Source organism: Serinicoccus hydrothermalis (assembly GCF_001685415.1).
GTDB classification, from domain to species: domain Bacteria; phylum Actinomycetota; class Actinomycetes; order Actinomycetales; family Dermatophilaceae; genus Ornithinicoccus; species Ornithinicoccus hydrothermalis.
Window position 1 is genome coordinate 2934290 of record NZ_CP014989.1, and the last position, 12809, is coordinate 2947098.

15 protein-coding genes and 2 pseudogenes are annotated in these 12809 nt (G+C 67.1%); 9 read left to right on the plus strand and 8 right to left on the minus strand.

The genetic code is table 11. The features are described 5' to 3' along the window. Positions 1–499 precede the first annotated feature (499 nt). From SGUI_RS13690 to SGUI_RS13710, 5 genes are all read right to left on the minus strand, one after another. A complete protein-coding gene (locus SGUI_RS13690) occupies positions 500–925 on the minus strand; it encodes a ZIP family metal transporter (protein ID WP_202816585.1) in 426 nt (141 codons plus the stop codon). A 137-nt stretch (positions 926–1062) separates the two neighbouring features. After that, positions 1063–2142, minus strand: coding sequence for a YihY/virulence factor BrkB family protein (locus SGUI_RS13695; protein WP_066641209.1), 1080 nt, complete (start codon positions 2140–2142; stop codon positions 1063–1065). After that, positions 2139–2468: a DUF3618 domain-containing protein gene (locus SGUI_RS13700; protein WP_066641211.1), complete on the minus strand. Its 330-nt coding sequence runs from the start codon at positions 2466–2468 to the stop codon at positions 2139–2141. Before SGUI_RS13700 ends, SGUI_RS13695 begins: the two co-directional genes overlap by 4 nt. Next, complete coding sequence (locus SGUI_RS13705) at positions 2465–2875, minus strand: phage holin family protein (protein WP_143553821.1); 411 nt, start codon at positions 2873–2875, stop codon at positions 2465–2467. The genes SGUI_RS13700 and SGUI_RS13705 overlap by 4 nt, the downstream gene beginning before the upstream one ends. Further along, the gene (locus tag SGUI_RS13710) at positions 2868–3158 is read right to left on the minus strand and encodes a hypothetical protein (RefSeq protein ID WP_066641218.1); all 291 of its coding nucleotides are present in this window, start codon (positions 3156–3158) and stop codon (positions 2868–2870) included. Before SGUI_RS13710 ends, SGUI_RS13705 begins: the two co-directional genes overlap by 8 nt. Before the next feature lie 180 nt (positions 3159–3338). Here SGUI_RS13710 and SGUI_RS13715 point away from each other — a divergent pair, with 180 nt between their 5' ends. The 6 genes and pseudogenes from SGUI_RS13715 (at position 3339) to SGUI_RS13735 (ending at position 6894) form a co-directional block, all read left to right on the plus strand. Continuing rightward, positions 3339–3599, plus strand: a complete 261-nt coding sequence (locus SGUI_RS13715) for a DUF4235 domain-containing protein (RefSeq protein WP_237141367.1) — start codon at positions 3339–3341, stop codon at positions 3597–3599. A gap of 177 nt (positions 3600–3776) precedes the next feature. After that, a complete protein-coding gene (locus tag SGUI_RS13720) occupies positions 3777–4388 on the plus strand; it encodes a TetR/AcrR family transcriptional regulator C-terminal domain-containing protein (protein WP_237141516.1) in 612 nt (203 codons plus the stop codon). A 192-nt stretch (positions 4389–4580) separates the two neighbouring features. Further along, positions 4581–5147 (plus strand): hypothetical protein, encoded by a 567-nt coding sequence (locus tag SGUI_RS13725; RefSeq protein ID WP_066641222.1) that lies wholly within the window; start codon positions 4581–4583, stop codon positions 5145–5147. A 157-nt stretch (positions 5148–5304) separates the two neighbouring features. After that, positions 5305–6156 carry a DUF2382 domain-containing protein gene (locus SGUI_RS13730; protein ID WP_066641224.1) on the plus strand — a complete coding sequence of 284 codons (852 nt, stop codon included), beginning with the start codon at positions 5305–5307 and terminating at the stop codon, positions 6154–6156. Positions 6157–6412: 256 nt separating this feature from the next. Continuing rightward, a pseudogene (locus SGUI_RS17190) lies at positions 6413–6606 on the plus strand (type II toxin-antitoxin system Phd/YefM family antitoxin); the annotation flags it as partial. Positions 6607–6638: 32 nt separating this feature from the next. Then, positions 6639–6894, plus strand: a pseudogene (locus tag SGUI_RS13735) (Txe/YoeB family addiction module toxin). 543 nt (positions 6895–7437) lie between these two features. Here SGUI_RS13735 and SGUI_RS13740 read toward each other — a convergent pair. Continuing rightward, the gene (locus tag SGUI_RS13740) at positions 7438–8154 is read right to left on the minus strand and encodes an ABC transporter ATP-binding protein (RefSeq protein WP_066641226.1); all 717 of its coding nucleotides are present in this window, start codon (positions 8152–8154) and stop codon (positions 7438–7440) included. After that, positions 8151–9242 carry an ABC transporter permease gene (locus SGUI_RS13745; protein WP_066643408.1) on the minus strand — a complete coding sequence of 364 codons (1092 nt, stop codon included), beginning with the start codon at positions 9240–9242 and terminating at the stop codon, positions 8151–8153. The genes SGUI_RS13740 and SGUI_RS13745 overlap by 4 nt, the downstream gene beginning before the upstream one ends. Positions 9243–9392: 150 nt before the next feature. On the opposite strand from SGUI_RS13745, the gene SGUI_RS13750 reads away from it, so the two are divergent. Both SGUI_RS13750 and SGUI_RS13755 read left to right on the plus strand, forming a co-directional pair. Next, positions 9393–10589 carry a sensor histidine kinase gene (locus SGUI_RS13750; RefSeq protein ID WP_066641231.1) on the plus strand — a complete coding sequence of 399 codons (1197 nt, stop codon included), beginning with the start codon at positions 9393–9395 and terminating at the stop codon, positions 10587–10589. After that, entirely contained in the window at positions 10586–11206 is a 621-nt protein-coding gene (locus SGUI_RS13755; protein ID WP_066641233.1) for a response regulator transcription factor, read from the plus strand. Before SGUI_RS13750 ends, SGUI_RS13755 begins: the two co-directional genes overlap by 4 nt. 110 nt (positions 11207–11316) lie before the next feature. On the opposite strand, the gene SGUI_RS13760 is transcribed toward SGUI_RS13755, so the two are convergent. After that, on the minus strand, positions 11317–11997 hold the full coding sequence (locus SGUI_RS13760) for a GntR family transcriptional regulator (protein ID WP_066641235.1): 681 nt from the start codon (positions 11995–11997) through the stop codon (positions 11317–11319). Between the two features lie 138 nt (positions 11998–12135). Here SGUI_RS13760 and SGUI_RS13765 point away from each other — a divergent pair, with 138 nt between their 5' ends. Further along, positions 12136–12795, plus strand: a complete 660-nt coding sequence (locus SGUI_RS13765) for a flavin reductase family protein (protein ID WP_335675277.1) — start codon at positions 12136–12138, stop codon at positions 12793–12795. Positions 12796–12809: the final 14 nt, after the last annotated feature.

The following is a 12809-nucleotide window of genomic DNA, read 5'->3' on the forward strand; positions in this document are numbered from 1 at the left end:
TCTTCCGTGAGAGGCACAGACGGACACGAACGGGCACCCATGATGCACGTATGTTGCACGGAGTGGCCCAAACGGCACTGTGATGTGCGATATCCGCAGGTCAGCGAGTTTCACCTGGATGTCTTGTAAACAGGTGGTTGAGGGTTCGAGTCCCTTCGCCAGCTCTGAAATCGCTTGTGTCGCAGGCGATCTGGGCTCTGCCGTCTCCATTACAGTCTGCTGTTCAGAACACAGGTAAGTCGGCCTGCGCAAAGTCACTGACCTGCGGTTTGTGGTGCAGGGCAGGTCGAGGGTGCTTTGGTCATCCGAGTCACTGATGCCCGTATGTTGCACCTCGACGGATGGGGAGCAGGAGTGATTGCTCCCCTCGGCGCCCAGCTGCGGAGGTTGGGCGCGCTGCGCATCCGTCAGCATCACAGTTCCGCCGCCATCTGCAGCAGCCCCGTCGCGTTCAGCCACCCAAGTGCTTTCGGGTCCAGAGTGCGTGGCGGGTGTTCGGTCAGAGGGTCGCCAGGAGATATGACAGGACGAAGCCGGCTGCGGTCGCGAGGGCCACCGTGGGACCTCCTTCTTCGCCACCTGTGCCTTCGCCCAGGGACACGCCCAGCGCGACATTCTCGGGTACGCCGTCGAGGGTGACCGCGGCGAGCAGCGCCATCCCGGCAGCCCCTTTCACTGAGGGTGCCGCGGCACGTTGTCCTTCCGTGGCAGCTTGCTTGTCCAGCTTGTCGCTGCCGCGGTCGGTGTCGTCACCCGTTCCGGCGGCGGCCCAGTCCAGCCATGCGCTGAGGAAGGTGAAGACCACCGCCCCCACGATCAGGCCTAGTCGCCACAGGCCGCCCTGCTCGTGCGCGTCCTCGAAGAGCTCGAACGCCAGCGCCGTGATGAGCGCCCCGGAGGCGAAGGCCAGCATCGCGGCCAGCACCCGCTTGGGGATCTGGAACCGTCACCCGACCACGGCACCCAGCACGAGCGCGCTGGACCCGAGCAGACCGAGAGTCACTGCCTGCGTCACGACTCACGTCCTCCCCTGCCTTGCGCTACCTCACCTGAGCACGGATATCAGCGGGTCTGGTCGGGGTCGGTGGTGTCCCCTCCGCTGTGGCGCAGGGCGCGGGCCTTGTCCTCGTCCTCCTGCTCCTTCTCCTGCGCCGCGCGGATCTTGGCGTCGTCACGGGCGGGCAGTTGGATGTCCTTCTCGGCCTCGATGCCGGCGATGAGCTGACGGGACCGTTCCAGCTCGGCATCGACCTCGGCCCCGAGCAGCAGCGCGAGGTTGGTGATCCACAGGTAGAGCAGGAAGATGATCACCCCGGCGAACGAACCGTAGGTGGCGCCGTAGCTGGAGAAGTTGGCGATGTAGAAGCCGAACGCGACCGAGATGAGGACCCAGACCAGGATCGCGAACGCGGCCCCGATGCTCAGCCACCGGAACTTCGGCTGCTTCACGTTGGGCGTGCTGTAGTACAGCAGCGCCACGAGCAGCATGACCAGGACCAGCACGACCGGCCACTTGGCGATCTGCCACACGGTGACCACGGTCGACCCCAGGCCGATCGCCTCGCCGAGCGCCGTCGCCACCGGACCGGACACGATGAGCATGAGGGCGATGAGCACCACCATGAGCACCATGACCAGGGTGATCAGGAGCATGACCGGGCGCAGCTTCCACACCGGCCGACCCTCCTCGATCTCATAGACCCGGTTCGTCGCGCGGCTGAACGCGGTGACGTAGCCCGAGGCCGACCACAGCGCGGTCGCCAGACCGATGACCAGGGCGAGCCCGGCACCCGGGGAGGTGGCCAACGACTGCACCACCGGCTCCAGGGTGGAGGACCCGGACTCGCCCAGCACGCTGCTCAGCACGGGCATCACCGCGCTGACGACCTGCTGGCTCTGCCCGACCAGTCCCAGCAGGGAGAAGATCGCGATGAGCGCCGGGAAGATGGCCAGCACGGCGTAGTACGTCAGCGCGGCCGCGAGGTCGGTGCACTCGTCGTCCAGGAACTCCCGGAACGCCTTGCCCGCGGTGTACTTCCACGCCGGCCCGGTCATCTGCGCCGGCGTGTCCGGCTTGTCCTCCCGCTCGGGCTCCGGGGCGTCCGCCTGCGCGGCCCTGCGTTCTGATGCCCTAGAGCTCACCGCCGCACCCGCCGGGCGACCCCGATGATCAGCACCACTGCGGCCACGGCACCCAGCGCGGGGGCCAGCACGCTGAGCACGTCCCGGTGGTCATCACTGTTCAACCTGGTCTTAACCTCACCCAGCCCGGCGTTGGCGCGGGTCTTGATCGACTCGACCTTGTCCCGGGCCTGCTTCTTCACGTCCAGGCGTTCGGTGAGCTCGTCGACGGTGTCGCCGAGCTCCTGCCGGTGCCGGGCGATGTCGGCCTCGATCTGTGCCGGGTCGCTGCTGGCCTCGTCCTGGGTGTTGTCGCTGTCGGGGTTCTCATGCGGTGTGGCGCTCATGACTGGGCTGCCCCCTTGACCTGCTCGATGTCCTGCTTGACGTTGTCCACGGCACGTTCGGGCGCGGCCGGGGTGGCCTCCTGCACGCGTTTCTTGCCCACCAGCGACACCACCGCCGCTGCCGCGAACAGCAGCAGTGTCACGATGCCGGCGGCGGCCCACGGGGGCAGCACCAGGGCGAGGGCCAGGATGGCCGTCGTGATCAGGGCGGCGATGCCGAAGAAGGCGAGCAGGCCACCGGCGCCGAACATGCCGATGCCCACGCCCGCGTTCTTGGCCTTGGCGCTCAGCTCAGCCTGCGCCAGGCGCATCTCGTCCCGGATGAGCGTGCTCGTCTGCTCGCTCATCCGCGCGATGAGCTCGCCCGTGGACGCATGATCGGTGTCGGGGGTGAACCTCTCAGCCACGAGGCCCCTCCTGGTCATCACCCGCGAGGGCGGTGTCGGTGTCGACCTCCCACGGATCATCCATGCTGTCCCGGTCGCCGTCCTGGGCGTCGCTCAGCCGGCCCTTGGCCTGCTCGGTCACCCTCCCGGCCTGCTGCTTGGCCTTGTCCGCCTGCTCCTGCACCTTCGGGTGCCCCCACAGCTCCTGCGCCTTGGCGCTGATCTGCTCATACCTCTCCCGGCCCGCCCTGGCGCCCAGGACGTACCCGGCCCCGAAGGCGGTCGCCATCATGATCTTGCTCATCGTCTGCTCCTGACTGCAGAGGGGGTGTCGCGCGGACCCCGGACTGGGGCCGCGTCGCCTTGCTGTGGTGCCCAGCATGCGAATACGGTGTAAACGTACGGCGTAATCGGAAGCCGTGCAAGCATGGCCTCGAGGGTCCGGGCCAAGACCAGGAAGTGGTGAGTTCCAGTGGGCGACAAGATGTGGAGTCTGGCGACGACGGCGGCGGCGATCGGTGGTGGGGTGATGGCCAAGAACGTCATCGAGACGACGTGGAAGTTCGTCACCGGCAGCAACTCCCCGAGCAACCCCGAGGACCCGGAGGTGGACTGGGGTGAGGCCATGGCTTTCGCGCTGGTCTCGGGGGCGATCGTGCAGCTGGTGCGGGTCAGCATCAACCACAAGTCCACGCAGGCGTTCGCCAAGCGCAAGGGACGCCTGCCCGAGTCGGTCGCGAGTTGACCGCGACGGGGACGACGAGCCGACACGCGGGGCGTGTGACAGGCTGGACTCCCAGGAGGTGTGCCGATGAGCCCAGAGGAGCCGGACGAGGCGGGGTCCACGCGGCCGCCACGCCTCAGCCGCGAGCGCATCGTCGAAGCTGGCCTGGCCAGTATCGAGGCTCATGGTGTGGACCAGATGACCATGCGCAGCCTGGGCCGCGACCTCGGGGTTGAGGCGATGGCCCTGTACCGGTACGTCTCCGGGCGAGAAGATCTGCTGGAGGCGGTCGTGGAGAGCCTCCTGGACGGGCTCATCGAGCGCGTGGAGGCCGCGCAGACCACCAGCTGGCAGGAATACCTGCAGCACGTCGCGCACGAGATCCGCCAGATGGCCCTGGCCAACCCCACGGCGTTCCCCCTGGTGGTCTCGCGGCACCCAGCGGCGCCCTGGCTGCGACCGCCCTTGCGCGACATCGCCATGGTCGAGCACCTCCTGGCCACCCTGTGCGAGCGAGGCTTCAGCGACGACCAAGCGGTGGACACCTACAAGGCCTTCACCAGCTTCCTCGTCGGGTATCTACTCTTGGAGGTTTCCACCCAGGTCGAGAATGTTGCCGCCGTGGACGAACCGATGAACGAGGGCAGCGCCGACATCCCAGAGCAAGACACGAGGGAAGATGTCGACTTCGGGCAGGCGCCGCACGTGGTGCGGATGCGCGACCGCCTCAGCCAGGACCACAGCGAGGCCGAGTTCGAGACCGGCCTCGAGAGCCTGCTCAACCGCATCGAGAACACCGTCTCGCACTAGCCCCCGGTCCGGCTGGGGTGCCCGCGATGGGCGCATCGGGCCACCCGCGGGTCAGGCGGCCGTCTGTACGCCCCTGAACCCACCCCGATGCCTCGGGTCTTTACCACCGCCGAGGTTGCGGTCTAACCTGTCGATGTTTACAGCGTAAGCAGTTCGTTCATTCGGCTGCGCCAGGCAGGGGTAGGAGGGCTCATGGCCGTCGCGTGCAGTGAGTTCGTCCCGTCAGTCCGGCCGGCGCGTCCGCGGGTCGCGGTCGTGACGGTGGTCCGAGGCGAGCATGGGGCGCTGTTGGCCCAGGTCGACGGACTGTCGGCGAGCACGTGGCCCCCCGACGTGCATGTCACCCTCGCGGTCGCGGATCGAGAGCTGAACCGCAACAAGCTGCCGATACGGTCCGACCGGTGGGAGACCTTCATCGTCTCAGGCGGGGACCTGCGACGAGCTCCCAGGGCCGCCTTCCAGTCCTCGGTGATGCATGCCTGCGACGTGGCAATGAACGCTGGTGCTGAAGTGCTCGTGTTCGTCGATGTCCGGTGCCTGCCAGGCCGGCGCCTGCTGCAGACCTACGCCGAGCACGCCGCCAACAGTACCCAGACAACCCCAGTCCTGTGGAGCGCCGCCGAGGCCGTGCAGCTGGACGTACCACCGGGGACCGTGTATCCCGTCTCGGGCGGGCTGGGGTCCCTCATCACATCAACACCGGTCCTCACCCACCCGAGCCCGACGACGGGACCGGCGATCGCGGTGGCAGGGTCCTAGGCCGCCGCTAACCGCCATGCGGTGGTTCACGTGGTCCTCGAGCCGAGCGGTGGCACGGTGCTCGTCTGGGTTGCGGGGTCATCGTCGGGGCGCTTACGTTTACGGTGTAAACGGACGGTGCATCAGGGCGCCGGCCACCATCACAGGAGGTTTCCACATGTGGAACGAGGAACAGATCCAGTCCCTGCACAACGACGGTGTGGTCGTCGACCAGGATGGGGAGAAGGTCGGCAAGGTCGGCCAGGTCTACCTGGAGGACTCGACCGGTGAGCCCGCATGGGTGACGGTCAAGACTGGGCTCTTCGGCACCTCGGAGTCCTTCGTGCCCCTGCAGGGCGCCACCGTGCAGGACCAGGAGGTCCGGGTGCCGTACACCAAGGACCAGGTCAAGGACGCCCCCCGGGTCGAGGAAGACGGCCATATCTCCGTGGAGGAAGAGCGCGAGCTGTACTCCTACTACGGCGGCCGGGACGGCCAGAAGAACGCGAACAACGGCGCACCAGCCACCCGCGACCAGGAAGACACCCGCACCGGCACCACTAGCCGAACCGACACCGCAACGGGCATGACCGACAGGACGGATACCGCCGCAGGCGCCGACGACACTGGGCGCGGCACCTACGACACCGACTCGGACGCCAGCATGGTCCGCTCCGAGGAGCAGCTGAACGTCGGCACCGAGAAGGTCACCACCGGCAAGGCCCGCCTGCGCAAGTACGTCGTCACCGAGCACGTCACCAAGACCGTCCCCGTCCAGCGTGAGGAGGTCCGCATCGAACGCGAGCCCCTCGATCAGCAGGACCGGGACCGCCTGTCCGGGGCCGACCTCGTCGAGGACGAGCAGGAAGTCACCCTCACCGAGGACCAGGTCGTCGTCGACAAGGAGACCGTTCCCGTGGAAGAGGTCCGTCTCGACACTGACACCGTCACCGAGGAGCAGCAGGTCAGCGACGAGGTCCGCAAGGAGCAGATCGACACCGACCTGCCCGACCAGCACCGCAACCACTGACCCACACCCCACCCGCGTCGGCCCTATCCCAACTGGGGGTGGGGCTGACGCGTGCGTTCCTGGGCATGAGGCGGCACACCGCCGGGCCGCCCTGATGCTCTCACCAGGCTCATTCGCGGATGCGCGGATTGAAAACTCAACGTTCGAGGTCAGGTCGTGCAGGACAGCAGAACCAGCTGCGCTTCCGGACATGAAGTAGGCAATCCGCGGCTGCATCACCGAGTCCAGAAGCACGCCGGGCTGCCTGTCCCGTTAGGCAGAGGTTCTCGACGAGGTCACCAACGACCGCGAGAGGAGGTCGTCGTCACGCGCGCCGGCCACGAGCCGGTCGTCATCGTCTCGCTGGCGGACTACGAGTCGTTGCGCGAGACGGCATACCTCATGCGCTCACCCGCCAACGCCCGACGGCTGCTCGACGCCATGGAGCGCCTCGAGGCTGGCGGTGGGTAGACGCACGAGCTGATCGAGGCGGACTGACCGGGGTGCTGCTGGTCTGGGACGAGCACGCCTGGGAGGACTACCTCTGGTGGCAGTCGCAGGACCACAAAGTCCTCAAACGCATCAACCTGCTCCTGAAGGACATCCAGCGCAACGGCCATGCGGGGATCGGCAAACCCGAAGCGCAAGCACGACGTCGCCGACTACTGGTCACGGCGGATCACCGACGAGCACCGACTCATCTACAAGATCGCCGCGCACGAGATCCGCATCGCCGCCTGCCGCTACCACTACGGATAGGCGCTACCAGCGGCACGACGTTGATGTACCGACCGCCTGCTCGAGGGGGACGACCTCTGGGTGGCACAGCGGCCACGAGGAGCCAAGACGGTCCTCTCCTGATGCACGTATGATGCACGACACCGTCGAAACGCCTCTATGTGGACGATGTGCGCAGGTCAGCGCGCTATGGCTGGGAGTCTTGTCAATAGGCGGTTGAGGGTTCGCGCCCCTTCGCCAGCTCTGAGATCGCCTGTGTCGCAAGCGAGTTGGGCTTTGAGGTCTCTACCTCGGTCTTCGGTGCGAAAAACAGGTGAGTCCGGCAGTCGGGCATCTCTGAGCTGCGATTTCGTGACCCAGTACAGTGCGAGGGTGCTGGCCCCATTTTAGTTGCCGATGCACGTATGCTGCACGCGCGACGGGGCGAGGGCAGGGGCTCGAGCCTGCAGTGCCGACACCGCACACTTTTCATTAGCTTACAGGTCGACATGCGGGTGTCACCGGCCCGTGCAGTGGTCCCCAACTTCCCGATATTCTTTTTTTCTCACTGCTCAGCGGTCCAGTTCAGCGTGTAGGCGCGCCCCCAGCGATGGGGGTCGTGATACGCCCGTCGACGACCGTGACGAGATCATCCAGGGTGTCGCGGTGCCCGAGGTCGTGGGTGACGAGCAGGGTGGCGGTGTCGCGTTCGTGGGTGAGGCGAGAGATGAGTTCCATGATCTTCGCTCCGCGTTCTTGATCCAGGGCGCTGGTCGGCTCATCAACGAGGAGGACTTCGGGTTCGTGGACGAGGCCGCGGGCGATCGCGACCCGTTGCCGTTCCCCGCCGGAGAGCTGGTGCGTGCGCTTGCCTGCGTGCTCGGTGAGGCCGACGGCGTCGAGGAGTTCGTCGGCACGGGCGTCGATCTTCGCTCGCTGGTTCCGGCTGGTGCCGCCGCCGAGCCTGGCCATGACCTGCAACTGCTCGCGCGCCGTGAGCGCGGGCAGCAGGTTGGACTGCTGGAACACGATGCCGATGCGCTCACGGCGCAGTTGCGTGGCCTCGTGCTTCGAGAGCTGGGCGGCGTCGGTCATGTCGCTGCTGTTGCCGATGAGAACTCCGCCAGAGTCGGGGCGAAGAAGGGTCGCGGCGACGGCGAGGATGCTGGACTTGCCCGACCCGGAGGGGCCGGTGATGCCGGTGACGGTGCCGTTGGTCCCGCGGAGGGTGACGTTGTCAACGGCGGTGATGCGGTTCTCCCCGTCGGGGAAGGTGAGGGTGACGTTCTGTAGTTGAATCATCGGTTGCTCCCAAGGGCGGTGAGGGGGTCGGCTTTGGTGACGGAGCGCAGCGCGAACGCGCCTCCTGCGAGGCCGAGGACCGCCATCACGACGGCTGGGGCGACAGTGGTGATCGGGCTGATGATGAACGGGAGCGCCTGCCCCGCGAGGGTGCCGAGCCCGATCACGGCGGCGAGGCCGACACCGATCCCGGCGACCAGAACGATGGACGCCTGGCCGAGTGAGTCGCGCACGAGCGACCCGGTGGTCGCACCGAGGGCTTTGAGCACGGCCATGTCGCTGGCACGCTGCATCGTCCAGACCGTGAAGAACGCGCCTACGACGAGGGCGGAGATCCCGAACAGCATCGCGATCATCAGCCCGAGCGACCCGATCTCGGATCGGAACGCTTCCAGGGCGGTCAAGCTCGCCAGCGGTGTTTCGGCGACCGTGCCGGTTGCTGCACCTATGGCCTCCCAGTCTGCGTTGCCGGTGACGGCGAGCACCGTCGCTTCGCCGGTGCCGCCGACGCGCTGACTTGCCTCGCTCCACGCCTCCGGGGTCAAGACGATGACCGGGGTGTGGCTGTACCAAAGATCATCGCCGACGACGCTGACGGTGAAATCAGTGCCGGTGATCGAGATCGTGTCACCAGTCTCGACGCCGAGACCATCGGCGGCCCCGGAGGAGACACCGACCTGGTCGTCGTGAACCGGGGCGAGGGCGAACAGCGGGTTCGACTGGGCACCCGAAGCACGCTGCGGCAGCCCGTAGAGCGCAACCCCGGTCGGGTCGTCGGTGCCGCTGGCCGAGGCCCGCGATTGGACGATCCCGATGGGTGTCACCGACTCGACCCCGTCCGCCTGTTCCCATGCCGTGACCGTGTTCTCGTCGAGGGAGGAGGTTGCGTAGCTAGGGTCGCTGCTCTCGGGCTGCTGCAGCACGAGCCGGTCCCCGGGCAACTGCAGCACGGAGGAGATGTTCTGTGCGGCCAGACCCCCGGTGAGGCCGGAGAGGAAGCCGACGAGCAGGGTGATCAGGGCGACGACGGCCCCGATGAGGAGAAATCGGCCGCGGGCGAACCGCAACTCTCTCCACGCGACGAACACGATGATGCCTTTCCGCTCGCGCACTCTGCCCGAGCTACCCTCCAACTCTCCTTCGCGCAGGCAGGGCCGGGCATCGCCCAAACCGTGGGATTCACGGTCATACTTTCGGTTGATGGCCGGGCAACACCGCTCGCATAGGCTTGGAGCGTCATGTCGCATTCGACCCTCGCCCCGGTGTTCACCGGTCTCCGGTTCGGCCTGCACACCCTCCTGATCGGGCTCGCGGGCTTCACGGTTGTGCGCGCATACGTCGTCTCCTCGCCGGCTGCGACATGGACGCTGGTCATGGGGATCGCGTTCGTCGCGGTGTATCTCGCGGGTGCATGGGCGGCGCGGGCACAAGGCGAGTCAGGAGTGTCCCGGCGCGGTGACGCCGTCGGCTGGATCGCCGCGCTCACGCTGTTGTGGGCGGTGCTGACGTGGCTGAGCCCCGAGGGGGCCTACCTCGTCTTCCCGCTGTTCTTCCTCTACCTCCACGTCCTGCCCGGACGTGGAGGGGTCGCGGCGATCGTGGTCACGACCGCGTTCGCGATCCTCGCCCTCGGCCTCCATCTAGGGTTCAGCGTCGGCGGGGTGATCGGCCCACTGGTGGGCGCCGGCGTCGCCCTACTGATCGGGCTCGCCTACCGTGCGCTTCGGCGTGAAGCCGAAGAGCGCGAACGGCTCGTTGCCGAGCTGATCCGCACTCGGCAACACCTCGCCCAGACCGAACGCGAACAGGGCGCACTGGCGGAGCGCGCCCGACTCGCTCGTGAAATTCATGACACCGTCGCCCAGGGCCTGTCCTCGATCCAGATGCTGTTGCGTGCCGCTGAACGCGACACCCCCGAACCCGGTGCCGGGTACGTGCGGCTCGCCCGCGAGACCGCGGCCGACAGCCTCGCGGACACGAGGCAGATCATCCGCGAGCTCACCCCGACCCGCCTCGGCGACGGACTCGCCCCCGCCCTGCACCGCCTCGGTCAGGAACAGTCCGACCGCGCGTCCATCCCTGTCGAGGTGAGTGCCGAGGAACTCGACTTGCCGATGGGAACCCAGATCGCGCTGTTGCGGATCTTTCAGGGCGCGCTTTCGAACACGATCCGCCACGCGAATGCCACCCGCATCACCGCCGAACTCACCCGAGGCAACGCCACGGTATCTCTGGTGGTACGCGATGACGGCCGCGGCTTTGAGGTGTCCTCCGCGGTCGCCGACTCGCACGAGGCCGACTCCTTCGGGTTGCACGCCATGCGTGAGCGCCTCGAACAACTCGACGGCACCCTCACCATCGCCTCGGCCCCCCAACAGGGCACCACGGTCACCGCGCGACTGCCGCTCCTCCCCGGAAGCGAGGCGGCATCGTGATCCGGATCGTGCTTGCCGATGACCACCCCGTCGTCCGCACGGGCTTGCGGGCGATGCTCTCAGGCGACCCCGACCTCGACGTGATCGGGGAAGCGGCAACCCCTGACGATGTCGTCGCCCTCGCGAGCGATCTGATACCGGACGTGGTGCTCATGGACTTGCAGTTCGGCACCGACCAGACCGGAGCCGACGCGACCCGCCGCATCCGCGCACTCCACCATCCGCCTGCCGTGCTGGTGCTCACGAACTACGACACCGACAGCGACATCCTCGGCGCCGTCGAAGCCGGAGCCAGCGGCTACCTCCTCAAAGACGCCCCACTCGAGGAGCTCATCGCTGCAATCCGCGCCGCAGCCGCAGGCGAGACCGCCCTCGCCCCCGCGATCGCGGGACGACTGCTCGCCCGGATGCGTTCCCCGCAACCCAACCTCAGCGCCCGCGAGACCGAAGTGCTGCGACTCGTCGCAAACGGCGCGACGAACAACGACATCGCGGCACGACTGCATATCAGCGACGCGACAGTGAAATCACACCTCGTGCACATCTACACCAAGCTCGGCGTCTCCTCCCGCACCGCCGCCGTCGCTTCTGCACGTGACTCCGGCCTACTGTGGTGAAGGCATACCCGGGGTCAACCCCAAGGTCGAACGAGCGGCGGCCACAGAAGAGCGCTGCCTGTTAGGCCGCTTCGCAGTCAGGGTGGTTCACTGGATGGTCAACGGGCATCTCAGTTGGCTCCTGGACGGGCCGAGCGGTCAGTCGTCTCGACCGAGGGTCGGATCGTTGCGTAGGCGAAGTCGACGAGGTACCTGTTGAGATTCTCTACGGCCTGCTCGGCGGCCTTCGGGTCTGTCGTGACGATGGCGGTCAAGATCGCGCGGTGCAGCCGGGCGCCGGCGTGGATCTCGGCTGCGTGGTCTTTGACGTGGGCGAACCAGAACCGTCTGGAGAGTCCCTGCAAAGGTGCGATCGCGTCCGCGAGGTAGTTGTTATGCGAGGCGCGCACGATCAGACCGTGGGTGTCCCGGACGGTCCCGGCGTACTCGTCCATGGTGAAGTCGTCGCGCTCGAGAGTGGAGGCCATCTCCTCCATATGACGGCGGTCTGACGCGGTTGCGCGTTCGCAGGCGAGGCACACCGCGAGCTTTTCGAGGCTGAGCCGTAGCTCGAGCAGGCGCAGCTGTTCCTCGACCGAGGTGGCCGGGATGAGCACACCCCGGTTGGGGTAGATGTGCACCATGCGGTGCCGCGCCAGGCGCTGCAAGGCCTCCCGGACCGGGGTGCGTCCTAGGCCGGTGAGCTCGGTGAGCTGGGTCTCAGACACGAGCGTGCCTGGCTCGAGGCGCTGGAAGACGATCAGTTCTTCCAGCGCCTGGTAGGCCTCTTCTGCCTTGGCACCGCTGCCCATGTGGCTCCTCTCGCCTCGTGCCGCAGTGTAGGACGACAAGGCACCGAATCTGCCGCAGCCTCTTGCCAAGCAACCAATATGTTGGTTGTATACCGGTCATCCCACGGGGCGTCGCCCCGTCCGCGATCGGCTGGAGAGATGATGAAGTACGACCCCACCCGCGAAAAGAGCCCTCTGCCCTACTCCCCGTTCAAGAGCTGCACGGTCCCGCGCCCGATTGGCTGGCTCTCGACGATCAGCAGCGAGGGCGTCGAGAACCTCGCGCCCTACAGCCAGTGGCAGAACCTCACGTTCGACCCCCCCATGGTGATGTTCTCGGCGAACCACTACCCGGACGGTCGCCGCAAGGACACCGTCCTCAACGCAGAGGAGACCGGTTGGTTCGTCTGGAACATGGCGACCTGGGACCTTCGGGAGGCGGTGAACATCAGCGCGATGGCGCTGCCGGCCGGGGAGAGTGAGTTCGAGCGCGCCGGAGTCCGGCGAGCCAGCGCCGACTTGGCTCCCGCGCCGATGGTCGCTGACAGCCCCTGCCACTTTGAGGTCCGCTACCTCTCCACACACCGCCTCCCAGGCAACACACCCGTCGGCTCCATCGACATCGTCTTCGGCCGGGTCGAGCGCATCCACGTTGAGGACGAGGTCGTCACCCCCGAGGGCAAGCTCGACATCCCACGCATCAGGCCGCTAGCGCGCCTTGGCTACTACGACTACACCACCGTGACAGAGACCTTCGAGATGCGCGTACCCGGAGCCGACGAGGCCGCTGCCATGGGCCTCGAGGGCGCCCCGGCCTGACACGCCCCCACACA

Excerpts from the sequence above, each read along its gene's own strand:
- SGUI_RS13740 (WP_066641226.1), bottom strand. The coding sequence starts at position 8,154 with ATGATTCAACTACAGAACGTCACCCTCACCTTCCCCGACGGGGAGAAC.
- SGUI_RS13720 (WP_237141516.1), top strand. The coding sequence starts at position 3,777 with ATGACCATGCGCAGCCTGGGCCGCGACCTCGGGGTTGAGGCGATGGCC.
- SGUI_RS13700 (WP_066641211.1), bottom strand. The coding sequence starts at position 2,468 with ATGAGCGCCACACCGCATGAGAACCCCGACAGCGACAACACCCAGGAC.
- SGUI_RS13710 (WP_066641218.1), bottom strand. The coding sequence starts at position 3,158 with ATGAGCAAGATCATGATGGCGACCGCCTTCGGGGCCGGGTACGTCCTG.
- SGUI_RS13750 (WP_066641231.1), top strand. The coding sequence starts at position 9,393 with ATGTCGCATTCGACCCTCGCCCCGGTGTTCACCGGTCTCCGGTTCGGC.
- SGUI_RS13715 (WP_237141367.1), top strand. The coding sequence starts at position 3,339 with ATGTGGAGTCTGGCGACGACGGCGGCGGCGATCGGTGGTGGGGTGATG.
- SGUI_RS13760 (WP_066641235.1), bottom strand. The coding sequence starts at position 11,997 with ATGGGCAGCGGTGCCAAGGCAGAAGAGGCCTACCAGGCGCTGGAAGAA.
- SGUI_RS13730 (WP_066641224.1), top strand. The coding sequence starts at position 5,305 with ATGTGGAACGAGGAACAGATCCAGTCCCTGCACAACGACGGTGTGGTC.
- SGUI_RS13765 (WP_335675277.1), top strand. The coding sequence starts at position 12,136 with ATGATGAAGTACGACCCCACCCGCGAAAAGAGCCCTCTGCCCTACTCC.
- SGUI_RS13725 (WP_066641222.1), top strand. The coding sequence starts at position 4,581 with ATGGCCGTCGCGTGCAGTGAGTTCGTCCCGTCAGTCCGGCCGGCGCGT.